Source organism: Kaistella sp. PBT33-4 (assembly GCF_029194425.1).
Classification (GTDB): domain Bacteria; phylum Bacteroidota; class Bacteroidia; order Flavobacteriales; family Weeksellaceae; genus Marnyiella.
The window spans coordinates 393,112-417,163 of record NZ_JARFYL010000001.1; the positions used below are offsets into that span (position 1 = coordinate 393,112).

A 24,052-nucleotide genomic window follows, 5' to 3' on the forward strand; every position below is an offset into this window, starting at 1 on the left:
GAGCCAAAAGTGCTATCTTTGCTATAATTGACTAAGACCGCAATGAAAAGAATGATTATAAAAGAACTCCTCGGAGATTACAAAAAAATACTTCATCACGATATTACTGTGCAGGGTTGGGTCCGTGCCTTCCGCTCCAACCGCTTTATCGCACTTAACGACGGATCCACTATGGCCAACCTTCAGGTAGTTGTGGATTTTGATAATTTTGATAAAGACACACTAAGTAAAATCAGTGTCGCCTCGTCACTTAAAATTACCGGTGAAGTGGTGGAAAGCCAGGGAAGCGGTCAGGCCATTGAAATCATCGCCAAAAAAATTGTTATCTTAGGTGATAATTTTACTGAAGAGCGCGACAAAACCATTCTTCAGCCCAAAAAACACTCACTGGAAGTGCTACGTGAGCAGGCGCACCTTCGTTTCAGGACCAACCTGTTTTCAGCCGTTTTCCGTGTTCGCAGTGCCGTAAGTTTTGCCATTCACGAATTCTACAATAAAAACCACTTCTTCTATATCAATACGCCGATCATTACCGGTGCAGATGCCGAAGGTGCCGGGGAGATGTTCGGTGTCACCAATTTCGACCTCAACAATATTCCAAGAAATGAGGAGGGAGAAATAGACTTTGCCCAGGATTTCTTCGGAAAGAAAACCAATCTTACAGTCTCAGGCCAGCTTGAAGCGGAAACTGCAGCTATGGGATTAGGCAGGGTTTATACCTTTGGACCCACTTTCCGTGCCGAAAATTCCAACACGACGCGTCACCTTGCCGAATTCTGGATGGTAGAGCCCGAAGTAGCCTTCAATAACCTTGAAAATAATATTGACCTTGCAGAGGATTTTCTGAAATACGTCATCAGCTATGTTCTGAAGAACTGTGCCGAAGATCTTGAATTCCTGAACAGCCGTTTTGCTGAGGAGCAAAAACAGAAGCCGGAAAAGGACCGTGCAAAAGAAGGGTTGATTGAAAAACTGGAAAACGTTGTTAAAAAACGCTTTATGCGGGTTTCCTATACGGAAGCCATAGAAATCCTGATGAGCTCCAAGGAAAACAAAAAAGGAAAATTCCAGTATCCTGTAGACCGCTGGGGAATTGACCTTCAGAGTGAGCATGAGCGCTTCCTGGTTGAGAAGCATTTTGAAAGCCCTGTAGTGCTATTTGATTATCCAAAGGAGATCAAAGCCTTCTATATGCGTCTTAATGATGACAATAAAACCGTGGCCGCGATGGACGTTCTGTTCCCGGGAATTGGTGAGATTATCGGTGGTTCGCAGAGAGAGGAAAGGCTGGATGTACTGAAACAGAAAATGCAGGATATGAATGTGGACGAGCATGAGCTTTGGTGGTATCTGGATACACGTAAGTTCGGTTCGGTGCCGCATGCCGGTTTTGGTCTTGGTCTGGAAAGGCTGGTGCTATTTGTAACGGGTATGACAAATATCCGCGACGTAATTCCATTCCCGCGAACCCCCAAGAATGCGGAGTTTTAACAGAATCTTGTAAGAATATGGAATTAATCTGTAATCGGTAAAATAATTCAATCCCTACTTTTGCTACGCACAAAATAATTTGCAGAAAAAAATATGCTGAAACAAAACCTTCAACTCAGACTCGGACAAAAACTTGCCCCCCAACAGATTCAGCTTATGAAGCTCATACAGCTGCATACGCTGGAGTTTGAGGAAGAGCTGGAACGTGAACTCGAAGAGAATCCTGCCCTCGAAAGAAATGACGAGGACAAGGACGCGAAAGATGAGCCCGTAACCGAATATGAAGATGAAGGCAGCAGCAGTATTGATACTGATTTTGATGTGAATGAGTATCTTTTTGATGATGAACCCAGTTATAAGACATCATCCAGCAACTATTCAGCAGACGATGAGGAGTTCGACAATGAAAGCCTGCTTACAGAAGGACAGTCGCTTTATGATTATCTGCTGGAGCAGATTCGGCTCATTAACATTGAAAATGACGAACTTAAAATTGCTGAGTATATCATTGGGAATTTGGATACCGACGGTTATCTTCGCCGGGAACTGAAAGCCATTGTAGATGATTTGGCTTTCTCGCAGGGAATATATACCACAAAGGAGAATGTGGAAGATATCCTGGAAAATTATGTTCAGAAACTGGATCCTCCCGGAGTTGGTGCCCGCAATCTTCAGGAATGCCTGCTCCTTCAGATTGAGAAAAAAGTGAGCGCGGACAAAGCAATTAGCCTTGCGGCCAATATCCTGCGTAACCAGTTTGATGCCCTCACCAATAAGCATTACAATAAGATCATGCAGAAGTATGATGTGGATGAGGATGACCTGAAGGATGCACTGGACGAAATTTCCAGACTCTCACCAAGGGTGGGTGGAAATTTTGATACACAGACCATCACTATCAACCAGGAAATCATTCCCGATTTCGTAATCCAGGTAAATGAGAATAAAAAAGGCGAACAGCCTGAAGTTGTGCCTTTGCTGAACAGCAAAAATGCACCTTCATTAAGAGTCTCCGATGAATATAAGGATATTCTTTCCACTTATTCACATGATAAAAACTCGCCGGAGCATAAGCAGGCCGCACTTTTTATTAAACAGAAACTGGACGCGGCCAAATGGTATATAGATGCCATCAACCAGCGTCAGAATACACTCCTGCAAACCATTACGGCCATCGTAAAACTTCAGAAAGAATACTTCATTACGGGCGACGACAAGTCACTTAGACCTATGATCCTGAAAGATGTAGCAGATATTACCGGTTTTGATATATCCACAATATCCCGTGTGGTAAAAAGTAAATATGCTGATACGCCAAACGGAATCATCTACCTTAAAGACCTCTTCTCCGACAGTCTGACCAATGATGACGGTGAGGAAGTATCGACAAAGGAAATCAAGATGCACCTTATGGAGGCTATTGAGAAGGAAAACAAACGCAAACCGTATACGGATGATGCTTTGGTAGGTATCCTGAAAGAAAAAGGATACAATATTGCACGGCGTACCATCGCAAAATACCGTGAACAACTGAATATTCCGGTGGCCAGGCTTAGAAAAGAGTTGTAGCCACACCCCAAAAAAAAAATATCCGTGCAGCTGCGACGGATATTTTTTTGCATTTATTGTTGATTAATCCCGCTAATTCTGTTCGCTGTTGTTTTCAATGTCCTTCAACTGGTTTAGATTTCGGCCCAGTTTCTTCATAATGATTCCGTAAACAATCCTGTAGTATAGCCAGATCAATCCGACACTGAGGAGTGTGGCAATGCCGATACCCGTTAAGAAGCCGACTAGAGTGGGCTGTTCAAGAGTGATTTCCTGTGTAGCCAGGGTACGGAAAATAAAAAGGGTAAGTATTCCCGTGAAGATAATCAGGAGCAGAATGTTGGCCAGGATAAAATGGTTTACAGTTCTGCGGAAAATCATAATCTGAAGTATGAACCTTTTTAAGTTGGCTTCCAGATTGATCCGGCGGTAGTTCTGATAAAACCTGACCACAAAAAAACCGGTAATCAGAAAACTTAAGGCTTTCAGAATATTATACAGGTGTCCAAATTCCTGCTGAAGTTCCGGTGTATTGTGCACACCCAGTTTTTCCATAGCCGAGATGAAACTGTTTGAATCTTCGGTACGGAAAATGTAAAATACCGACAGTCCGGTAAAGAACAGGAATTCCACTACACTGATCCAGAGTATATATTTCACATAGTTACGTGATTTATGGTTCAGCATCTCCAGGATCTCTGAGTTTCCGTATTTGGGACGGACTTCGTGTTCCTGCCAGGTTTTCTTAAAATCGTCTATATTAAAGTCAGGCATGTTTCTCCATTAGTTCTTTTAATCGCTTCTTAAGCCGGTTCATCTTTACGCGTGCATTCACTTCAGAAATCCCCAGGTTTTCGGAAATGTCGCGGTAGGGAAGATCATCCAGATACATCATCACGATGGCCCTTTCCACCTTAGGAAGCATTTTTATTACCTTGTACAGCAAGGCAATTTGCTGCTGTTTCTCTTCATCATCTTCCAGATAATCACTGTAATGAAAATCCATCAGTTCATCGGTCTTGGGCGAGCGGGTTTTCTTGCGGAAGAGGGTAATTGCAGTATTCAGCGCCACTCTGTACATCCATGTGGAAATTTTGCTCCCACCTTTGAATGTGTCGTAACTGCGCCACAGTTGTAACACAATTTCCTGAAACAGGTCTTCCTCGTCCTCCAGAGAGTTGGTGTATAAGCGCGAAATCTTGATAATCAAACCCTGATTATCCTTTATCAGTTTCGCAAATTCCTGCTCTTTTGTGGTCACTGTATACTGTCTTTTTCTGCACACGAAGATAAAAATTTGATTCCAATCCTGTAATGCCCGAATTTGTTTTTTTTGTGGAGCCCCAGCGAGAGCGGCTGCCTAGGTTAAACGGTTATTTGTATCTTTGCAGTCCACAAGAAGAGCAGCCTGTTGATTCCCGCTCTGGCGGGGGTAGGAAAGTCCGGACACCACGGGGCAGCAAAGCGGGTAACGCCCGCCGGTCGTGAGATCAGGACAAGTGCAACAGAAAGTATGTATATTAATTTATAGTGAAACCAGGTAAACTCTTTGCGGTGCAATGTTAAGTATATCATCAGTTAAGGGCGGCCCGTCCGTTGATGAGGGGTAAACAGCTAAAGTTTTGCAGCAATGTAAAACGCAGATAAATAACAGGCATTTTCGTTTCGGCGAATCTACAGAATCCGGCTTACCGCTTTTCTTGTGGTTTTAATAGTTTTTCGTATTTTTAATAAAAAAAATATGAAAACATTATCTATTTTTTTAGGAATGGGCTTTCTTGCCCTGGTTAGTGGCAATGCAACCGCGCAACAAAGTGTGCTGGTGCTGAACAGCAGTACCGACACTGTTTATAAGCTTAATGCTGTAACCGGCGCTGTAGTAAACGCCAATTTTATCTCACTTCCCAGCGGAACGCCTAAGGGTATTGCGCAGGTGAACGATAAAATTTGGATTGCTGACCAAATTGCCGATGATATTTATATCTATAATTTCGACGGTACACTACATTCTACATTACAGGGCGATGTTGTAGGCCTGGACAATATCCGGGGGCTCAATGTCGTGAACAATGAAGTTTGGGTTACTAATGCCGGAAGCGGGAACGGAGCTACTGCCAACTCCATACGCCGGCTGTCTTTCAGTGGTGCGCCTCTTGGATATTATGCCACCGTAAGCTCACCTTTTGATGTGTTGGATAACGGTACTGCAGCCTTTGTCTCATCATTTACAAGTCCCTCGGAAATACAGATCCTGGGGTATAACGGAACAGTCGTAGGCTCCCTGTTTTCCGCTCCGGTACTTGCAAATATCGAGCAGATGAATTTCAATTCCGATGGTAATCTTGTGGTGGCTACCTTCGCAAATCATGCAGCTTCGGGTAATAACCGCGGAATCTATGTGATTAATCCTGCTACCGGTGCCATACTTAACTCATATCCTACACCCGGCACCAGCGGTAATGCAGGTGTACTGCAGCTCGGTAACGGCAATTATCTCTACTCAAATGGGGCAGGACTCCATATTCTTGATTCTGCTACCGGAACGCACAGTTCTCTCTTCAGTACCGGAGCTTTCCAGTATATGGCAAAGATTAATGAGAGCCCACTGTCGGTACGTGAAACAGAAAAGGCAGACTTTAAGGTTTATCCAAACCCTGCCAGCGATATTCTGTATCTTTCGGCCGGGCAGAAAATAGACCTGGTTAAGATTTATAATGCGGAGGGTCGTTTAGTGAGCAGCCTGGAAGCGAAGGGTAGCTCACTGGAGATTCCGGTTAAAGCTATGGCTCCCGGACTTTATTATATTGAGATCAATGCAGGCAATGAGCTGAAGAGTATGAAGTTCATTAAGAAATAAATGAAGCTCAGGATGTTACGCATATTAACGGCACAGCCGTAATAATTCAGACGGTTAAACTTATTTATATAAAGCAGAAATTAATGTTTCTGCTTTTTATTGTATTACTCGCTTTCAAGCTGTTTTTTGGCCTTACTAAGTTCAGTGAGACCGTCATCTGAAAGTTTAGGGAACTGCAGGTTCATATCCTCCAATGCATCGATGATAATCTGTATCGCTGCCACACGTGCAAACCATTTGTCATCGCCCGGAATTACGAACCATGGGGCGTGCTTTTTTGAGGTTTCGTTAATGGCCTCTTCATATACCGTCATATAATCATCCCACAATGCGCGTTCCGGCAAGTCGCCCGGGGAAAATTTCCAGTTTTTTTCTTTTTCCTCAATACGGTCCAGTAACCTTTTTTTCTGTTCCTTTTTCGAAATGTGCAGAAAAATCTTTATGATTGTCGTGCCGTTATTTGCGAGATGTTTTTCAAAATTGCGTATGCTTTCATATCGGTTTTCCCAGAATTCGGCATTAAATTCCTTTGTTGATTTCCAGACATTTTCATTCAGATTGTATTCCGGATGAACTTTGCATACAAGTACACTTTCATAATGGCTCCTGTTAAAGATTCCTATTTTTCCCTTTGCCGGTAAAGCCAAATAATGGCGCCAAAGGAAGTCGTGCGAATATTCCTTTTCGCTGGGCGTTTTAAAGCTGGTAACTTCACAGCCCTGCGGATTTACTCCTCCGAACACATGCTCAATTAATGAATCTTTGCCGGCTGCATCCATTGCCTGCAGGACAATCAGCAGCGACTTACTGCCATCGGCATAAAGTCTTTCCTGAAGTTCGCGAAGTTTAACTTTCTCCTGTTCCAATAGTATTATTCCGTCGTCTTTGGTCAGATGGCCTTTATATTCCGTTTCCAGTTTGCTTAGGTCCACAGAATCTTTTATTAGGAAATGTTCGCTGAAGTCTGATTTCATAGCGCATTTAATTTTAAATTAAAAGTAACAAAAAAACCGCTTCACAAAATGAAACGGTTTTTATAAAAGAAATATTCTGGGGAATTAGGCCGTAGCTTTTTTGGTTTTTTTAACCATTTTCTTGGACTTTTTCAATGCTGCATTTTTCTCAGCTTCAGCTTTTTTCAGTTCAGCTTCCGTAAGGACCTTTGGTTCCGGAGCATTTGGATCAACATTTACTTTAATATGGATCACAGATCTTTGGTTTTCGGGATCATTGGAGAAAACTTCAATCAGCTTCTGAGTGGCACCCAGATTTTTAGTATCGTAGTGAACTTTTATCTGACCTGTTTTACCTGGAAGTATAGGGTCTTTGCTGAAATCAGGCGTAGTACAGCCGCAGGATGGCTTAACGCTTGAAATGATAAGAGGTTTGTCACCTGTATTCTTTACAATAAAAACTCTGTTACCGTCGGAACCGGGTTTCACAGTACCGTAATCAAGCACAGTGTTGTCAAAAGTAATTGTTTGGGCTGAAGCGAAAGCAACTGTTCCTAAAATTGCAAAACCTGCAAATAATTTTTTCATATTGATAATGTTTGATATGATTTTTGATTCAAATTAGGTAGCAAAGTTAAAAATAAATTTAAATAAACTTAGGAAATTTTTCTTTTGCCTATTTTTGCAGCATTAACGCCAAAACAAGCGAGCATAATGCAGATTTCAGAGAAATACAGTCCCCGGGAAACTGAGTCCAAATGGTACAGTTACTGGCTGGAAAATAATTATTTTCATTCCAAACCTAACGAAAAACCACCATACACCGTTGTGATCCCGCCGCCCAATGTTACAGGGATCCTTCACATGGGACATATGCTGAATAATACTATTCAGGATGTTTTGGTGCGCCGGGCGCGAATGCAGGGCTTCAATGCCTGCTGGGTACCGGGTACGGACCATGCTTCCATCGCCACGGAAGCCAAGGTGGTGGCTAAACTGAAATCTGAAGGCATCAGTAAATCAGACCTCAGCAGGGAAGAATTCCTGAAGCACGCCTGGGCCTGGACAGAAGAGTATGGCGGCACCATTCTGGAACAGCTTAAGAAATTGGGCTGCTCCTGCGACTGGGACAGGACGCGCTTTACCCTGGAGCCCAAAATGTCCGAACAGGTAATAAAATCCTTTGTAGACCTTTACAACAAAGGAATGATCTACCGCGGTTACCGTATGGTGAACTGGGATCCTGAGGCCAAGACCAATATCTCTGATGAAGAAGTAATCTTTAAAGAGCAGAACGGCAAACTGTATTACCTTAAATATAAGGTGGAAGGATCGGAAGAATACCTTTCTGTGGCTACCACGCGTCCCGAGACAATCTTTGGCGATATGGCCGTGTGTGTAAACCCTGAAGATGAGCGTTATGCACACCTGAAAGGCAAAAATGTTATTGTTCCCATTGTAAACAGGGTGGTTCCTGTAATTGAGGATGATTATGTGGATATTGAATTCGGAACAGGGGCACTGAAGATTACTCCGGCGCACGATATCAATGACTATGAGATCGGAAAGCGCCATAACCTGACCATCATAGATTCACTGGACGATGATGCCAACCTTAATTCGCACGGACAGCATTATGCCGGCAAAAACCGCTTTGAGGTACGTAAACTTATTGCAAAGGAACTGGAGGAGAAAGGATTGTTACTGAAGGCCGAAGATTATGTAAATAAAGTGGGTACTTCCGAACGTACCGGTGCAGTAATTGAGCCTAAAGTCTCAGTACAGTGGTTCCTCAGGATGTCCGACCTCGCCCAGCCAGCACTGGATGTGGTGATGGACGACCAGGTGAAGTTCCACCCGGAAAAATTTAAGAATACCTATAAATACTGGATGGAGAACATCCGCGACTGGAATATCTCCCGACAGCTGTGGTGGGGGCAGCAAATCCCGGCTTTTTTCTATGGAGATGGCGAGGATGATTTTGTAGTAGCCGAAAATTTTGATGATGCACTCCAACTGGCAAAGTCCAAATCCGGAAACAGTGATCTTAAGATTTCTGATCTTCGCCAGGATGATGATGTGCTTGATACCTGGTTCTCTGCCTGGCTTTGGCCAATGTCCGTATTCAACGGTTTGCTGGATACGGAAAATAAAGAGATTGACTACTACTATCCTACCTCCGACCTGGTAACCGGTCCGGACATCATATTCTTCTGGGTAGCCCGTATGATTATGGCCGGCCAGGAATACAGAGGTGAGGTGCCCTTTAAGAATGTTTATTTCACAGGGATCGTCCGGGACAAGCAACGCCGGAAAATGTCCAAATCTTTGGGTAACTCTCCGGATCCGATTGAACTGATTGAAAAATATAGTGCCGATGGGGTGCGTGTCGGTATCCTGTTAAGTTCGGCGGCAGGAAATGACCTTCTTTTTGATGAGGAGCTCATGCTGCAGGGACGTAATTTTGCCACCAAGATCTGGAATGCCTACCGACTGATCCAAGGTTGGACCAAGGATGATACTAAAAAGGCTTCAGCGGCCGATAAGCAAGCTATTGATTGGCTGGGTCATCAAATGGCAAAAACAGTCACCGAGATTGAAGATCAGTTTGCGAAGTTCCGGATTTCAGACAGTCTTCACCTTTTGTATAAACTGATTTGGGATGATTTCTGCTCGTGGTATCTGGAGGCCATAAAGCCTGGTTTTGGCGAATCGGTTTCGAACGAAGTCTATGAGCAGACGATTGTTTATTTCGAAAACCTGATGAAACTGCTTCATCCGTTCATGCCTTTCCTCACGGAAGAGTTGTGGCAGAATATTGCACCCCGTACTGCCGATGAGGCACTTGTAATTGCTCAACAGCCTAAAATAACTGAGTTCAGTACGGAGATCCTTAACCAATTTGAAATTACCAGGGAGTTGGTAGCGGGCGTACGCAACTACCGCCAGAGCAAAGGAATCTCGCCACGCGAGGCAGCCGAGGTGTTTACCAATGCGGAATCCTTCCCTAACACAGAGTTAATCGTTAAGCTGGCCAATATCTCAGCCGTAAATTTTGCGTCTAAAACAGACGAACCAAGCTTCACCTTCCTGGTAGGTGGTACTGAAGTTTCCATTCCGCTTAGCGAGAGCCTTGACCTGGAAGAAGAGAAGCGCAAAACGGAAGAGGAGATAAAATACCTGCAGGGTTTCCTGAAATCTGTAGAGAAAAAGCTTTCCAACGAGAAATTTATGGCAGGTGCACCGCAGCAGGTGGTAGACAATGAGCTGAAAAAACAGAAGGATGCTCAGGAGAAGATTGTACTGCTCACAGGTAAACTTCAGACTTTATAAGAAAATTACTCATGACGCATATTGATAATATCAGCCGGCTTTTCACAAGGGATTTTGTGGAAAATCCGCTCATTGAGTCCTTTGAGGTAGGTGATATTCACCTGCCCACGGGATATCTGGTGGCCTGCGATCCGGTAATCACCAGTGACATGCTGCCGTTTACAACCCTGTTTCCGCAGGGTTCTTTTCCTGTACTTCTGCATAAAGAAAGGGAGAGCAACTGTGTAGCCTATGCGGAAATACGTTTCGGCACAGGAGAAATTACCTCCTGGCAAATGGCTACTACGGCGGGTCAGAACATTAAGGACCTGAAGGGCGAGGAAGTCTTTGGATATCCTGTTGAAAGCGGCATGGCCAGTTTTATGGACCTCGAAACCCAGGACTGCCTCAATCATCTGGAGAAAACCCTTTATCACCGCAAAGGCGCAGATTTCATGGGAATTTACGAGGAGTTTTTTCATGACCATTTCTTCGACGAAAACGGAGCCATCGACCAGTATGCCTTCCTAAAGCCCAATGAGCAGCGTGGCGGAACCGTATTCGCTTTTGAAGCCGGCTACGGTGAAGGTTTTTATGCCAGCTATATAGGGTTCGGCAGCAATAACCAACCTTTGAAGATCGTAACTGAATTCATAGAGGTAACAGGCTAGCACCGCGGCATGCCATTGGTTTAGAATGAGTACATTTGTTATTAAATCTGAATCATGAAGTTAAGTACAGACAGACCCAAAATTGTTGTAGTAGGCAGCTCGTCCCTGGACCTTGTATTGGTCACGGAACGTCACCCGGAACCCAGTGAAACCGTAATGGCCTCCAGGGCTGAACGTTTTTTCGGCGGTAAGGGTGCCAATCAGGCTGTGGGAACGGCCAGGCTGGGTGCCAATGTAAGTTTTGTGAGTTGTATAGGGGCTGATGATGCCGGCAGAGAAGTATTCCGGAATCTTAAGGCTGAAGGAATAAATGTGGATCATGTAAACGTTACTTCTGAGGCGGATACCGGTACTGCTTTCGTAACTTCCGCAGAAGGCCGGAATGCCATTGTTGTAGTTCCCGGCGCTAACCTGCATCTTTCTGTGGATCATATTCAGAAAGCCGAATCCCTTATCGAAACCGCTGATCTTTTACTTCTTCAGCTTGAAATTCCTATGGAAGCGGTAGAATTTACAGTGGAACTGGCTAAAAAATACAATACCAAAGTGCTGTTATATGCAGCACCGGCGGCACGGCTTCCTCTTAACGTGCAGGAGTATGCATCTTTCATCGTCGCTAAAAGCACGGATTTACCTACCGTTTTTGGAGATGATAATGTGGAAGATATCCTAAAGCACAATCCCAACAAGCTTTTTATTCGGGACAATACAAATGTAACCACTTATTACAGTGGTTCCGAGATGAAATATTACCGGAATGACCATCAGGATATGCAGTACAGAATTGGTATGGGCGATGCTTTTACCTCGGGGTTTGCCGTGGCCTACTGCCATGGAAATTCAATAGGCAACTGTGTCCGTTTTGGTACTGATGTATCGCTGAAGGTCGCGATGAACGAAGGTTCCCAGGGAGGACTGCCCTTACTGGAAGAGATGAATTCCGATATTGCCGGGTAATTCCCGCATTGAAAATCAAAAATACATTATAGCGACCGATGGTTCCCATCTCAGTGAAAGCCAGGGACGGCTTCAGTATTTCGGCTACGATGTTTGCACCGGAATGCTGCAGTAAGAAAGTTCTGCTCATCAATTCGGCAACCGGTGTTAAACAGCAGGTTTATTACGCTTTTTCCCGCTACATGGCATCGCATGGCTTTACCGTGATCACCTATGATTACCGCGGTGTGGGTCAGAGCAAACCGGCATCAATGCGGCATTTTAAAGCCACTATGGGGGACTGGGGTTCGCTGGATTACGGTTGCTTGACCGAATTCATTGATAACCGTTTTCCGGGATTCAGAAAATTTTGTCTGGGACATTCGGTGGGCGCACTTATCCTCGGTATGAATGCAGATTCCAGGCAGTTTGAAAAGTTTGTCTTTGTGGGCACGCAGAAAGCATTTGTAGGAAATCTGGGCTGGAAAACCGCGGCTTTAGGCTATCTTGGCTTTGCCTTTTTGCTACCGGTTACAACGGCACTGTGGGGTTATTTTCCGGCACACCGTTTTGGCCTGGGTGAAAGTCTTCCCAAAGGGTCTGCGCATGACTGGCGCACGCTGGTCATCAGCAGGAAATCAACCAATAAACTGCTGGAAGAGCATGCTGAAAATACTGCACCCCATTTAAACCAGGAAGTGCTGGTGATTCGCGCTGAAGATGACACCTGGCTGACGGACAGGGCCGTCCGGAAGCTGATGACGGAGACTTATCCCGGAATGAAGCCCACTTACCGCCTCCTGCATACTTCCGAAAGTGACCGTGGTGAAATTGGGCATATTAATTTTTTCCGAAGTTATAACCGCAAGCTGTGGCAAGCGGTGCCGGATTTTCTGGAGCAGAATGAAGCTTTATAATTAATTGACAGAAGTTAATGATGAATTCAAGAATTGAAAAAACCGTACAGTTTGTAAAGGAACAACTCAAGAGTGCGGAAGCCGGGCATGATTGGTTTCATGTGGAAAGGGTATGGAAACTGGCCTTAACCATAGCCGGCTCGGAAGTTTGCGACCGCGAAGTTGTTGAACTGGCTGCACTTCTGCATGATATCGCAGATCCCAAATTTCAAGGTGGTGATGAGCAGATAGCGCTCACCATTGCCCGAAATCATCTGCAGAATATTGATGCAGATCCCGCAACCACAGAATCTGTTCTTTTCATCATAAAAAATATGTCTTTCAAAAACAGCCTGGAAACTTCCGGTGATGAACTTCATAATATCCGAGTAAAGAACCCCGTAATTGCTGAACTTCAAATTGTACAGGATGCCGACCGCCTGGACGCGATGGGTGCAATTGGTATCGCACGGACCTTTAATTTCGGAGGATTTAAAAATAATCTGCTGCACCATCCGGAGATGGCACCCCGGAAGAATATGACACGGGAAGAATACAAAAGAAATGAGGGAACAACCATCAACCATTTTTATGAAAAACTTCTGCTGCTGAAGGACAGGATGAATACGGCCAAAGGAAAAGAACTCGCGGCCGGCCGACATGCTTTTATGGAAGTCTACCTGGAGCAGTTTTTTGCAGAGTGGGAGGGTAAGCGCTAAAGCCGGCCTGCATGGGCAATTTGCTTATATTTGCATCCGATGGAGAATTTTACTTTTATCATTTTTTTACTGCTGTGTCTCGCACTGCCACTGTCACTGATCCGCAAGGGCAGTTTTGCAGTGTCGGCCAGGATTGCACGTATGCTCATTGTGCTTTCTGCGGCAGCCTACTTTACTGTATGGTTTGTGAAACGGAGCAAATATCCGTTTGTCATGGATGCCATGGCTGTACAGATCATTAATAAATTACCGCAGGCACTCGATTTTTATGTGGTGCGTGTAAATGATGCTGAATCACCCGGTGAGCCTTACGACCTGAAACATGCAGGTCGGGTACGTCCGGAGCATTATCAGGTTGAATATCTGAAAATGGACCATTCCGGTGAATTCTGGATTGCGGGGTATCTGGGCAAAAAAAATATGGTCTATTTCTCGCAACACGCTGTGCCCAACCGCAGCAGTGACCAGGTTGTTGAAGTTCATAATTACATTAACCAAAGTCAAAAACTCAGCAAGACTGCCGGACTGCTTATTGACGCGCAGAAAATGAGGAACCACCGAATCAGTATATACGTAACCCTAAGTTTTCTCCTGATTTTTCTGAACGGTGTACTGCTGTTCCGAAGGCATTAAAAAAAATATCCTGAAGAAAAACTCCAGGATATTTTTGTGACATAGGTTAGCTTTTTTTCTCTTTCAGTGCTTCCTTATCCTTGTCGCTGGGATTCCAGACTTTAACCTCCGCATTTTTATCAATGCCGGCTTTGATCTGAACGTTAATGCCGTCACTTGCTCCCAGAGTTACATATACTTTCCTGAAGGTACCGTTTGCCTGTTTTACTTCAACAAAAGGAATATCTTTACCACCCTTCTTCTCATACTGAATAAGCGCTTCATCAAGGAGCAGCGCATTTTTCTGGGAGCTCAGCACGATTTCTCCATTGGCCGAAAACCCGGCACGGATATATTCATTGTTCGGATTAAAAACATCACCCTCCACAGGGAATTTAATCGTCCCGCTCTGGTCTTTACCTTTAGGTGCGATCATTGTAAGGCGGCCCGGAAATTTCTTATTCTGAAGCGCACCGATCACTATATTCATATTCATGCCTTCCTTAAGTTTACCGGCCTGAGCCTCATCTATCTCTCCCTGAAAAATAAGGGAGTTCAGGTCTGCGATAGCAGCTATTGTAGTACCCGCATTAAATGAATTGGCCTCGATAACCTGGCTGCCGACCTTTACGGGAACTTCCAGCACAGTACCGTTGGCTTTGGACCGGATTTGAGTCGTGGCAAGGCTCTGAAGTTCCGGTGTAACACCTGTTCTGGCAATCTGAAGGTTTTTCTGGGCTGTTACCAGTTGCTGTCTTGCATTGCGCAACTGAATCTGCGCCGACTGTAGCTGCTGCTGTGCCGCGAGATATTCCTGCCTGGAAATAACGCCCTGGTTAAACAGACGCTCCTGCATACCAAACTGTTTCTGCTGGTTGTCCAGGTTCAGCTGTGCATTGCTGATCTGCAGCTGTGCCGTGTTTATTTCCTGCTGTGAAGCGTTTACATTCTGGATATTCGGGACGATACGTATTGTAGCGATAAGCTGTCCTACGGTTACGCGGTCGCCTTCATCTACAAGTACTTTATCCACAATACCGGACATATTGGGTTTGATCTCAATTTCCTCGCGGGGAACAATCTTTCCCGTGGCCATCACCTTGTCTTCCATATTCTGGATCATTGGTTTTTTGGTGAGAAAAGTTTCGCTTTTGGTGGAATTGGATTTAATGAGGTAGCCGATGCCGGCAAAAAGTGCAACGGCCACCAGGAGGCCCAGTATGATGTAAAGCACCCTTTTTCCGGTAATTTTCTTTTTCATATATCGTTTTTATTTAATGTTTCAATTTTTGTTACGCTGTTTATGGAGCGAATTTAATTACGGAGCACAAAGCGCTTTTAGTTTTGCGTTCAGCGTTCGGCTTTCAGCGATCAACAATTAGCTTTTACCTAACCACAGTTCACACAGCGCTTGTACAGAGGACACAGAGAATAATCCAAATCCATATTACGATACTCTCTGTCATCCCGTAGGGATCTCTTTAACCACAAAGAACACAAAGTATGGACAAAGGACACAAAGTTAATTCCACCACTCCCTTCTGTTATCTTATCCTCGAGGAGATCTCAACCCACCCCTCAGAAGTCTTTTTTCTTTCCTCTTTCTTCCTTGTTCCTTTAACAAGTCTGAAATCTGAGATCTGACATCTTTCCTCTAATTAAAGATATCTGTACCTCCACTTGCAATTACTACTCACTGCGCAGTGCCTCAATGGGCTTTATCTTTACGGCGCGCTGTGCGGGAATCATTCCGACAATAAGTCCCAGCGTCACCATAATTGTCATTGCGGCAAATACATTCCCGTAATCCACTGTAGGATTGTAAAACGGAATATCTTCCTGGTTCTTCGTTATCATATCCAAAACCATCAGCAGAAGGATACCGAAAATAAATCCAAGCAATCCTGAAGTAAGCGTGATCACCACACTTTCAAGCAGGATCTGGTTACGCACTTCGGCGGGTTTTGCGCCGATGGCCCGTCTGATGCCTATTTCCTTTGTCCTTTCCTTTACGGTGATCAGCAGGATGTTGGAGATGGCAATGACCCCTGCCAGGATGGTTAGCGTACCCACAATGATGGTGAGGAGCTGCATGCCGTCCAGGAAGCCTGTCAGTTTTTTAAATTCCTTGCCCAAATTAAAGCTTCCGAAAGCGTTGGTGTCTTCCGGTGAGACATTGTACTTCTGTTTCAGGACATCCTTTACTTTGGTTTCCACTATGGCCACATCCGCATCAGGTTTACTCACAATGGAGAAGACATCAACCTTGTCGCCGTCGTTGAACATCTTCATATAGGTGGTAAGGGGGATATAAGCGGTTTGCGCATTTTCCATGGGACTGGCCCGTTTCACAGAGAACACCCCAATGACATTAAAGAAAGTTCCCCGCACATTGATGCTTTGGCCGATCGGGTTTTCATTTTTTTTATGGTCGAAGAAATTTTTGTAGATTTCCTCACCAATGACTATCACATTCTTGTTAAGCGCGAGGTCGGCATCATTCAGATATCTTCCGAAGATCAGTTTCTTTTCTGAAATTTTATTGCCGATAGGTGAGTCGCCGTTCAGACCGTAGGTGCCATTTTTGCCGGTGCGCGACATCAGTTCGCCGGGTGTGCCAAAACTTCCTTTGGAACTCTGTGGCGAGATATAATCGATTTCCGGGATCCGCGTGGTGAGCATTTCGATATCGTTACGGTCCAGCTCCATCTGCCGTCCTTTAGCAAAACCGGCATAAGGAATATTGGTATTTTGGGCCCAAAGGAAAATACTGTTGGTGGCGAATCCGGAAAACAATTTATCGAAGCCGTTTTCCATGCCTTTAGCGGCGCCCAGCAGGGAAACGTACAGGAACATGCCCCAGGCCACACCGATCATGGTGAGGAAGGTGCGCAGCTTGTTCGATCTGAGGGAATGGTAGATCTCCTGCCAGGTGTCTTTTTTGAAAACGATATTCATTCTATACTGTGTTTTGGCACTTACTTTTTATTGCAGAATGGTGTACGATGTACTATTTAATATGTATAATGTACTATGTATAATGTACTATGTACAATGTACTGTCTTTGTTAAATTATTCGGCTCTCAGGGCTTCAATAGGTTTTATTTTGCTCGCGCGGTACGAAGGTACAAAGCCGGCAATTAATCCAGCCAGGATCAGGCAGACAAATGCGACAATAATGAGGCCCCAACCTACACTCGGATCCTTAATGAAGTAGGCTTCCAGGCTGTCGCCAATAAGTTCGAGCGTAAGGACGCCCAGACCCACTCCTATGAATCCCGAAATCACTGTAATGACAATACTTTCCTGAATGATCAGTGCAATAATGCTGTTGGGTTTGGCACCTATGGCTTTCCGTACACCGATTTCCTGGGTCCTTTCCTTTACAATATAAACCATGATGTTGCTGATGCCAATGATGCCGGCCAGCAGGGTACCCATGCCGATAAACCCAACTACAAGCGTGAGGATAAACAGGAACTGAAAACTGTTCTTGGTATTTTCGGCGTTGTTCCGCACCCTTACTGCATTTTCATCGTCGGGGGAAACCCTGTGGCGTGCTTTTACCTGCTTTTCGATTTCCTCGCCAAATGTGATGGCCTGTTCCGGGGTGAGGTCTTGATTATAGGTAAGCTGTATGGAATTTACGGTATCCGAACCTTTTTTCATTTGCTGAAGCGTGGTGATAGGTATGGTAATCATCCTTTCTTCAAAATCGCCTCCGCCTTCATCTGAAAAGACTCCAATCACTTTAAACATGGTGCCGTTAATTTCCAGGTCCCTGCCAATGGGGCTGCCGTCTTTTATGAGGTCACGCTGCACCATCCTGCCTATAACGGCCACATTCTGCCGCCGCTGCAGATCGCCGGGGCTAATATACCGGCCGTCCACCAGTTGCCGGTTCTCTATGAATTTTTCATCGCCGGTAGTTCCGCTTATCTGGTAACTGCCACTCTCGCGGCCATATTTTACCATCATTCCGGTGCTGTATTTTGGTGCGGAATATTCCACTTTTTCCGGGTCTATGCCGATAACTTCGTCAAAGTCCTCATTTTTGAATACCACCTGGCGGTCCGCCTGCAGTCCGCCGTACGCTACAGTGGTCTTACCCGAAAAAATGGCGATGAGGTTCTGGGCGTCGCGTGCGAAACCTTCCGTAAAGGCGTTCTTCAGACCGGAACCGATACCAAAGAGGACAATAAATATATACAGACCCAGCGCTACAGTAAAGCCGGAGAGCACGGTTCTCAGTACATTGCTTCGTATGGAGGCGAATATTTCCTGCCAGCGGTCCAGATCAAACATTTTATTGGAGGGATTTGTTTTAAAGTTGTTGAGTTGTTGAGTTGTTAAGTCGTAAAGTTGTAAAGTTGTTTATTGGTAGTTGACTTATAAACTGATAATTGACAGACTGGTAAATTGTTTAACTGCTAAACTGTTATATTTTTAAACTGTTACAATTTTAAAATTATTCTCAAACAAGCACCCGCTGGGTAATGTATTCATCGCTTTCAATGATTCCGTCTTTCAGTATTACATTTCTTTTGGTTTCGGCAGCTACGTCGGGTTCGTGGGTAACAACAATGATTGTTTTCCCCTCGCGGTTGATGTCCTGCAGCAGTTTCATAATATCATAAGTTGTCTTGCTGTCCAGCGCTCCCGTAGGTTCATCGGCCAGGATGATCTTGGGGTCGGTGATCAGGGCACGTGCAATTGCCACACGCTGTTTCTGTCCGCCGGATAGTTCATTGGGCAGGTGGTTGGCCCATTGAGCAAGACCTACTTTTTCCAGATATTCCATGGCTTTAAAGTTACGTTCCTTACGGTTTACATTCTGATAGTACAGTGGCAGTGCCACGTTTTCCAGGGCCGTTTTGTACGCGATGAGGTTAAAGGACTGAAATACAAAACCCAGGAACCGGCTGCGGTATTCTGCGGCTTTTACTTCCGAAAGGTCTTCAATAGGAATTCCGTCTAAGGTGTAGGTGCCGGAATCTTTTTCATCCAGAATACCAATGATGTTAAGCAGTGTAGATTTTCCCGAGCCTGAGCTGCCCATGATGGAAACGAATTCCCCGGCGCCGATTTCAAGGTTGATTCCCTTCAGGACGTGCAGTTTGCTCTTGCCCGTATCATATGATTTATGGAGGTTCTGAATGCTTAACATATTGCAGATTGCTTCCATTATAAGTATGCAGCGCGCCTTATTTGTTACAGGGCGCCCGTTTTAATGGATTCTAAGTTTTGTTTAGTTATAAAATACTCTGAATACTAGGTTTATTGAAAACTGTTTAAGTTGCAGCCTTCATAATTGGTTTTAATCCACCTAAATACTGATGTAACCTGCACCAACAGCCGCTTCCCTGCTTTTGTGGAAAACTTTTATGTTTATCATTCAGCTATGCCTTTCATGGTAGGGATGTATTATCTATTTTTGTTTTCGCCATAATAACTGTGGTGGGTAATTTAACCTTCTGATATTCAGTAGAATACAAGTAAGGTGACTTTTGTCTGACTATTATTTTAACAAGATATAAACCGAATCGCTTTATGGGGATTTTTGAAAAGAGAGTAAGTTATAAGCCATTTGAGTATCCGGAAGTTCTGCAGTTTGTAGATGCGATTAACAAATCCTTCTGGGTGCATTCTGAAGTTGATTTTACGGCCGATGTACAGGATTTCCAGTCGCAGCTGGAGCCACATGAAAAACATGCCGTAAAGAATGCATTGCTTGCCATCGCGCAGATTGAGGTTTCGGTAAAGACTTTCTGGGGAAATCTGTATAACCATATGCCCAAGCCGGAACTTAACGGCCTGGGGTCTACTTTTGCAGAATGTGAGTTCCGTCATTCTGAAGCTTATTCACGTTTGCTGGAAGTCCTGGGTTATAACGATGCCTTCACTCAGGTAGTTGAGATTCCGGCCATTAAGAAAAGGATTGATTTCCTGAGCAATGTGCTCAAACATGCCAACTCTACCACACCGAAGGAATATGTATCGTCACTGCTGCTTTTCAGCATCCTTATCGAAAACGTATCCCTGTTCTCGCAGTTTGCCATTATCCTGTCGTTTACAAGGTTTAAAGGATATATGAAAAACGTATCCAATATCATTGCATGGACGTCTGTGGATGAGCAAATCCATGCCAATGCAGGTATTTACCTTATTAACAAGATCCGTGAGGAACAGCCGGAACTGCTTACCGATTCTGATATTGAAGATATTTATACACTTGTAGACCATTCCATTCAGGTGGAGGAAGAAATTTTGGACTGGATCTTTGAACTGGGTGATCTGGACAACTTCACTAAGGAAGACCTGCTGAACTTTATGAAATACCGTGTAGACGACAGTCTGAAGAAAATCGGAATGCGAACCCGTTATAATATTACACCGGAACAGTACAAACCTATGATCTGGTTTGAAGAGGAAGTTTTCGCCAACTCGATGGATGATTTCTTCGCGAAAAGACCGGTGGATTATACCAAGCACGACAAGAGTATTACGGAGAACGATTTGTTTTAGAGTCGAGATATCAGATATCAGATATCAGATATCAGATATCAGACTTTTAATTTGAGGAAAGAAGAAAGAGGAATGAAAAAAGACTTCGGACGGTGTAGGAAGAAATTCCTACGGGATGACAAAAAGCAGCAGTTGGATTTAACTTTGTGTGCGTTATTCATACTTTGTGTTCTTTGTGGTTAAATTAGAGCCAAGAGCCGGGAGATTAGATTTCAGATATCAGACTTTTTGGAGGAAAGAAGAAAGAAGAAAGAAGAAAGAGCCAAGAATCAAGAACCAGGATTTTAAGTTATAAATTTTGGATTATGGATTTCCCTGTTTGCGCTGTAAATTGCCTTTAGCTTTGTGTCCTTTGCGCAGCCTTTGTGTTCTTTGTGGTTATGAGAGCCAGAAGCCAGAAGTCAAAGGCCATGTTTTAAATTTTGAACTTTGCTCTGTGCCCTCTGTTTCAGTGCTGTGCGCTCAGTGGTTAGGTGAGAGCCGAGAAGTAAGATTTCAGATATCAGATTTCAGACGTGGAGATTTTTGATATAAAGATTTAGAAGTTAGGACTGAAGGCTAAAAGCTGAGTGCTGAAGGCTGAGTTCTAACAGCAAAACATAAAGCGGTGAACAAATCACCAGGCAAAATAATAGCCCCGATCGCAGCGGCATCTTTTTTTGGTGATTGAGCGTAGCCGAAATTACCGAAAAAGATACAGCGGAGAGCGGGCGGACTGGTGAAACGAAGCAGCAAGCAATCTGCTTCTAAAAATTGAAATTATTAACAATGAAGACGGTAGCTGAACCTCTACATTTTACAACATATTTATGATGGAAGAACAAAAAAACGACATCTGGTGGCTCAATGAAGAGTCCGAGCAAATGCTGAACCGCGGTTACCTGCTGAAAGGTGAAACCGTGAAAGGCGCTATAGAACGTATAACCACTGCAGCGGCAAAAAGACTCTACAAACCGGAGCTTCAGCCTGCTTTTGAGGAAATGATTACCAAAGGCTGGATCAGCTTCTCGTCGCCGGTTTGGGCCAATATGGGTACCCAGCGGGGGTTGCCGATTTCATGTTTCAACGTGCATGTTCCGGATAATATTGAGGGCATTACCCATAAACTGGGCGAGGTGATTATGCAGACCAAGATTGGCGGAGGTACCTCGGGTTATTTCGGGGAACTGCGTAACCGCGGGACTGCCGTGACGGACAACGGAAAATCTTCCGGTGCGGTTTCGTTTATGAAACTTTACGATACCGCGATGGACGTAGTATCTCAGGGCGGTGTGCGCCGTGGGGCATTTGCTGCTTACCTGGATGTGGACCATGGTGATATTGAAGAATTCCTGTCCATTAAGGACATTGGCAGCCCGATCCAGAACCTGTTTACGGGTATCTGCGTACCGGATTACTGGATGCAGGACATGATTGACGGTGATATGGAGAAGCGCCGGATTTGGGCCCGCGTGCTGGAAAGCCGTCAGCAGAAAGGTCTGCCTTATATCCTGTTCTCCGATAATGTGAACCGTAACAAACCTCAGGTCTACAAGGATTTGGGTATGACAATTAACGCCAGCAACCTGTGCTCCGAGATTATGCTGCCATCCAGTGAGGAGGAATCCTTTATCTGCTGCCTGTCCTCCATGAACCTAGAGCTTTATGACGAGTGGAAGGATACCAATGCCGTGAAACTGGCCATTTACTTCCTGGATGCGGTACTTTCCGAATTCATTGAGAAAACGGAAGGTAATTACTATCTAACGGGTGCCAGAAACTTTGCCATGAGACACAGAGCTCTGGGGCTTGGTGTGCTGGGTTACCATTCGTACTTGCAGAAGAATATGATTCCTTTTGAAAGTTTTGAAGCTACGCAGTTCAATGCACGCGCCTTCAGACAAATCAAAGAACAGTCCCTGCAGGCATCACAGGAACTGGCTAATATTTACGGTGAACCGGAATTACTGAAAGGCTACGGTATGCGTAATACCACCACGATGGCTATCGCACCCACGACGTCAAGTTCCGCTATTCTGGGTCAGACTTCTCCGGGAATCGAGCCGTTTGCGTCCAATTACTATAAGGCCGGACTTGCCAAAGGTAATTTCATGCGTAAGAACAAGTACCTGGCGAAGCTGCTTCAGGAGAAAGGAATTGACAATGAGGAGACGTGGAGAACAATTATGCTGAACCACGGTTCCGTACAGCATCTGACTGAGCTTTCCGATGAGGAAAAGGCAGTGTTCAAAACCTTCCGCGAGATTTCTCCGATGGAAATTATTTCCCAGGCGGCGCAGCGTCAGCAGTATATCGACCAGGCACAGTCGCTGAACCTTCAGATCCCGTCTACAATGCCGGTGAAGGATGTGAACTATCTCTATATTGAAGCCTGGAAAAAAGGCGTGAAGACACTTTATTACCAGAGAAGTTCATCTGTATCGAAGGAGATGATGGTGAACTTTGTGACGTGCTCGTCGTGTGAGGCGTAAGTGGAGAGAGATTAAGAGACCAGAGATAAGAGACAAGATTTCTTATTTAGAGGAAAGACGTTAGACATCAGATTTCAGACATCAGACGTCAGATTTCAGAGAAAAGATAAGGCCGCGGAGAATTTCTGCGGCCTTCTTTGTGTTCCTTGTGAAGGGCTTTGTGAACCTTGTGGTTAGGTTAGAGCCGGGGCCAGGATTTTAGATGTCAGATATCAGATTTCAGATGTCAGATTTCAGATATCAGATTTCAGATATCAGATTTTGGATTAAATTCTGTGCGCTCTGTTTAAGCTCTGTGTGCTCTGTGTTTGGATTAGAGGAAAGAAAAAGATGTCAGACATCAGATTTCATATATCAGATGTCAGATATCAGATTTTGTATTAAATTCTGTGCGCTCTGTTTAAGCTCTGTGTGCTCTGTGGTTAGATAGAGCCAAGAGCTAGGGCAAAAATCAACAAATAAATAAGTAAAAAAAACCGCAGTGGTGATCTGCGGTTTCTTGTATGGGAAGGAAGTTGTGCAATCACGAAAACTGGCACAGCTTCCAGCCTGAAATTTTTGATATTATTGGGAGGCAGTAAATCAGGCCAGGAATTCAATTTCCTTGTCCTTGAACTCAGTGCCGTCAACTAATTTACCCATGGTTTTGATCATTTTTCGGCGCAGTTTGGCCAGTTTGCGGATGTTCTTGTCTTCACTGTAGTCAAAGATATTGTCTTCGAAGGAGAATGTATCACCCTTTTCAAAAGTGATGTCGTTCTTTTTGAGCTCTTTCAACAACATCAGGTTGGTCATTGTTTCCAATAACTCATGTTCTGTAAAAGCCAGTGTTTTAAGGGATTTAATAAGCTCCTTTTTGTATTTCTTTTTAAGTTTCATTCTGTTCAATTATTTAGTAAAGATATCTATTTTTTTTGAGTTGAGGAGGGGAGTTGAGTGATTGAGTAGTTGGGTGATTGGGTGGTTAGGAGGTTAGTTGAATTGTCTTTCTTCTTTCCTCAAAATTAAAATCTAAAATCTGAGATCTGACATCGCGCCTCCCTGGTTTATTTAACCACAG

The 24,052-nt window shown here is 44.4% G+C and carries 20 protein-coding genes and 1 other RNA gene; 12 read left to right on the forward strand and 9 right to left on the reverse strand.

Translation table 11 applies throughout. The annotated features are described in order from the left end of the window. The first annotated feature begins 42 nt into the window (after positions 1–42). Together asnS and rpoN are read left to right on the forward strand one after the other, a co-directional pair. Positions 43–1,491, forward strand: coding sequence for an asparagine--tRNA ligase (gene asnS / locus P0M11_RS01875; RefSeq protein WP_275624193.1), 1,449 nt, complete (start codon positions 43–45; stop codon positions 1,489–1,491). A 93-nt stretch (positions 1,492–1,584) separates the two neighbouring features. Then, entirely contained in the window at positions 1,585–3,060 is a 1,476-nt protein-coding gene (gene rpoN, locus P0M11_RS01880) for an RNA polymerase factor sigma-54 (protein ID WP_158064695.1), read from the forward strand. Between the two features lie 72 nt (positions 3,061–3,132). Here rpoN and P0M11_RS01885 read toward each other — a convergent pair whose 3' ends face one another. Further along, positions 3,133–3,813: a beta-carotene 15,15'-monooxygenase gene (locus P0M11_RS01885; RefSeq protein ID WP_275624194.1), complete on the reverse strand. Its 681-nt coding sequence runs from the start codon at positions 3,811–3,813 to the stop codon at positions 3,133–3,135. Beyond that, positions 3,806–4,300: a sigma-70 family RNA polymerase sigma factor gene (locus P0M11_RS01890; protein WP_158065456.1), complete on the reverse strand. Its 495-nt coding sequence runs from the start codon at positions 4,298–4,300 to the stop codon at positions 3,806–3,808. The genes P0M11_RS01885 and P0M11_RS01890 overlap by 8 nt, the downstream gene beginning before the upstream one ends. Positions 4,301–4,434: 134 nt before the next feature. On the opposite strand from P0M11_RS01890, the gene rnpB reads away from it, so the two are divergent. Then, positions 4,435–4,746, forward strand: an RNA gene (gene rnpB, locus P0M11_RS01895) — RNase P RNA component class A. Positions 4,747–4,780: 34 nt separating this feature from the next. Continuing rightward, positions 4,781–5,896, forward strand: coding sequence for a T9SS type A sorting domain-containing protein (locus P0M11_RS01900; RefSeq protein ID WP_275624195.1), 1,116 nt, complete (start codon positions 4,781–4,783; stop codon positions 5,894–5,896). A 104-nt stretch (positions 5,897–6,000) separates the two neighbouring features. Here P0M11_RS01900 and P0M11_RS01905 read toward each other — a convergent pair whose 3' ends face one another. Further along, positions 6,001–6,870 carry a polyphosphate kinase 2 family protein gene (locus P0M11_RS01905; RefSeq protein ID WP_275624196.1) on the reverse strand — a complete coding sequence of 290 codons (870 nt, stop codon included), beginning with the start codon at positions 6,868–6,870 and terminating at the stop codon, positions 6,001–6,003. Positions 6,871–6,954: 84 nt separating this feature from the next. Continuing rightward, on the reverse strand, positions 6,955–7,437 hold the full coding sequence (locus P0M11_RS01910; protein WP_275624197.1) for a DUF1573 domain-containing protein: 483 nt from the start codon (positions 7,435–7,437) through the stop codon (positions 6,955–6,957). Positions 7,438–7,563: 126 nt separating this feature from the next. Between P0M11_RS01910 and P0M11_RS01915 the strand changes: the two genes are divergently transcribed. Genes P0M11_RS01915 through P0M11_RS01940 form a run of 6 tightly spaced genes read left to right on the forward strand, consistent with a single transcriptional unit; the run spans position 7,564 to position 14,016 of the window. Continuing rightward, positions 7,564–10,182: a valine--tRNA ligase gene (locus P0M11_RS01915; protein ID WP_275624198.1), complete on the forward strand. Its 2,619-nt coding sequence runs from the start codon at positions 7,564–7,566 to the stop codon at positions 10,180–10,182. 11 nt (positions 10,183–10,193) lie between these two features. Beyond that, positions 10,194–10,832: a DUF4241 domain-containing protein gene (locus P0M11_RS01920; protein ID WP_275624199.1), complete on the forward strand. Its 639-nt coding sequence runs from the start codon at positions 10,194–10,196 to the stop codon at positions 10,830–10,832. A gap of 54 nt (positions 10,833–10,886) precedes the next feature. After that, positions 10,887–11,789: a ribokinase gene (locus tag P0M11_RS01925; protein ID WP_275624200.1), complete on the forward strand. Its 903-nt coding sequence runs from the start codon at positions 10,887–10,889 to the stop codon at positions 11,787–11,789. Between the two features lie 38 nt (positions 11,790–11,827). Continuing rightward, positions 11,828–12,685, forward strand: coding sequence for an alpha/beta fold hydrolase (locus tag P0M11_RS01930; RefSeq protein ID WP_275624201.1), 858 nt, complete (start codon positions 11,828–11,830; stop codon positions 12,683–12,685). Between the two features lie 20 nt (positions 12,686–12,705). Next, positions 12,706–13,383 carry an HD domain-containing protein gene (locus tag P0M11_RS01935; RefSeq protein ID WP_275624386.1) on the forward strand — a complete coding sequence of 226 codons (678 nt, stop codon included), beginning with the start codon at positions 12,706–12,708 and terminating at the stop codon, positions 13,381–13,383. 39 nt (positions 13,384–13,422) lie between these two features. Continuing rightward, positions 13,423–14,016, forward strand: coding sequence for a hypothetical protein (locus P0M11_RS01940; RefSeq protein ID WP_275624202.1), 594 nt, complete (start codon positions 13,423–13,425; stop codon positions 14,014–14,016). A 46-nt stretch (positions 14,017–14,062) separates the two neighbouring features. Here the strand turns inward: P0M11_RS01940 and P0M11_RS01945 are convergent, their stop codons facing one another. From P0M11_RS01945 to P0M11_RS01960, 4 genes are all read right to left on the reverse strand, one after another. Then, on the reverse strand, positions 14,063–15,256 hold the full coding sequence (locus P0M11_RS01945; protein WP_158064685.1) for an efflux RND transporter periplasmic adaptor subunit: 1,194 nt from the start codon (positions 15,254–15,256) through the stop codon (positions 14,063–14,065). A 428-nt stretch (positions 15,257–15,684) separates the two neighbouring features. Then, positions 15,685–16,953 (reverse strand): ABC transporter permease, encoded by a 1,269-nt coding sequence (locus P0M11_RS01950; RefSeq protein WP_275624203.1) that lies wholly within the window; start codon positions 16,951–16,953, stop codon positions 15,685–15,687. 115 nt (positions 16,954–17,068) lie between these two features. Then, on the reverse strand, positions 17,069–18,301 hold the full coding sequence (locus P0M11_RS01955; RefSeq protein ID WP_275624204.1) for an ABC transporter permease: 1,233 nt from the start codon (positions 18,299–18,301) through the stop codon (positions 17,069–17,071). A 169-nt stretch (positions 18,302–18,470) separates the two neighbouring features. Next, positions 18,471–19,163, reverse strand: coding sequence for an ABC transporter ATP-binding protein (locus P0M11_RS01960; protein WP_275624205.1), 693 nt, complete (start codon positions 19,161–19,163; stop codon positions 18,471–18,473). A gap of 383 nt (positions 19,164–19,546) precedes the next feature. Between P0M11_RS01960 and P0M11_RS01965 the strand changes: the two genes are divergently transcribed. Both P0M11_RS01965 and P0M11_RS01970 read left to right on the forward strand, forming a co-directional pair. Continuing rightward, a complete protein-coding gene (locus tag P0M11_RS01965) occupies positions 19,547–20,521 on the forward strand; it encodes a ribonucleotide-diphosphate reductase subunit beta (protein ID WP_158064681.1) in 975 nt (324 codons plus the stop codon). 812 nt (positions 20,522–21,333) lie between these two features. Continuing rightward, positions 21,334–22,992, forward strand: a complete 1,659-nt coding sequence (locus P0M11_RS01970) for a ribonucleoside-diphosphate reductase subunit alpha (RefSeq protein WP_275624387.1) — start codon at positions 21,334–21,336, stop codon at positions 22,990–22,992. Positions 22,993–23,574: 582 nt separating this feature from the next. On the opposite strand, the gene P0M11_RS01975 is transcribed toward P0M11_RS01970, so the two are convergent. Then, positions 23,575–23,871, reverse strand: a complete 297-nt coding sequence (locus P0M11_RS01975) for a hypothetical protein (RefSeq protein WP_275624206.1) — start codon at positions 23,869–23,871, stop codon at positions 23,575–23,577. Positions 23,872–24,052 lie beyond the last annotated feature (181 nt).

Excerpts from the sequence above, each read along its gene's own strand:
- asnS (WP_275624193.1), top strand. The coding sequence starts at position 43 with ATGAAAAGAATGATTATAAAAGAACTCCTCGGAGATTACAAAAAAATA.
- rpoN (WP_158064695.1), top strand. The coding sequence starts at position 1,585 with ATGCTGAAACAAAACCTTCAACTCAGACTCGGACAAAAACTTGCCCCC.
- P0M11_RS01885 (WP_275624194.1), bottom strand. The coding sequence starts at position 3,813 with ATGCCTGACTTTAATATAGACGATTTTAAGAAAACCTGGCAGGAACAC.
- P0M11_RS01900 (WP_275624195.1), top strand. The coding sequence starts at position 4,781 with ATGAAAACATTATCTATTTTTTTAGGAATGGGCTTTCTTGCCCTGGTT.
- P0M11_RS01905 (WP_275624196.1), bottom strand. The coding sequence starts at position 6,870 with ATGAAATCAGACTTCAGCGAACATTTCCTAATAAAAGATTCTGTGGAC.
- P0M11_RS01910 (WP_275624197.1), bottom strand. The coding sequence starts at position 7,437 with ATGAAAAAATTATTTGCAGGTTTTGCAATTTTAGGAACAGTTGCTTTC.
- P0M11_RS01915 (WP_275624198.1), top strand. The coding sequence starts at position 7,564 with ATGCAGATTTCAGAGAAATACAGTCCCCGGGAAACTGAGTCCAAATGG.
- P0M11_RS01920 (WP_275624199.1), top strand. The coding sequence starts at position 10,194 with ATGACGCATATTGATAATATCAGCCGGCTTTTCACAAGGGATTTTGTG.
- P0M11_RS01925 (WP_275624200.1), top strand. The coding sequence starts at position 10,887 with ATGAAGTTAAGTACAGACAGACCCAAAATTGTTGTAGTAGGCAGCTCG.
- P0M11_RS01930 (WP_275624201.1), top strand. The coding sequence starts at position 11,828 with ATGGTTCCCATCTCAGTGAAAGCCAGGGACGGCTTCAGTATTTCGGCT.
- P0M11_RS01935 (WP_275624386.1), top strand. The coding sequence starts at position 12,706 with ATGAATTCAAGAATTGAAAAAACCGTACAGTTTGTAAAGGAACAACTC.
- P0M11_RS01940 (WP_275624202.1), top strand. The coding sequence starts at position 13,423 with ATGGAGAATTTTACTTTTATCATTTTTTTACTGCTGTGTCTCGCACTG.
- P0M11_RS01945 (WP_158064685.1), bottom strand. The coding sequence starts at position 15,256 with ATGAAAAAGAAAATTACCGGAAAAAGGGTGCTTTACATCATACTGGGC.
- P0M11_RS01950 (WP_275624203.1), bottom strand. The coding sequence starts at position 16,953 with ATGAATATCGTTTTCAAAAAAGACACCTGGCAGGAGATCTACCATTCC.
- P0M11_RS01955 (WP_275624204.1), bottom strand. The coding sequence starts at position 18,301 with ATGTTTGATCTGGACCGCTGGCAGGAAATATTCGCCTCCATACGAAGC.
- P0M11_RS01960 (WP_275624205.1), bottom strand. The coding sequence starts at position 19,163 with ATGTTAAGCATTCAGAACCTCCATAAATCATATGATACGGGCAAGAGC.
- P0M11_RS01965 (WP_158064681.1), top strand. The coding sequence starts at position 19,547 with ATGGGGATTTTTGAAAAGAGAGTAAGTTATAAGCCATTTGAGTATCCG.
- P0M11_RS01970 (WP_275624387.1), top strand. The coding sequence starts at position 21,334 with ATGGAAGAACAAAAAAACGACATCTGGTGGCTCAATGAAGAGTCCGAG.
- P0M11_RS01975 (WP_275624206.1), bottom strand. The coding sequence starts at position 23,871 with ATGAAACTTAAAAAGAAATACAAAAAGGAGCTTATTAAATCCCTTAAA.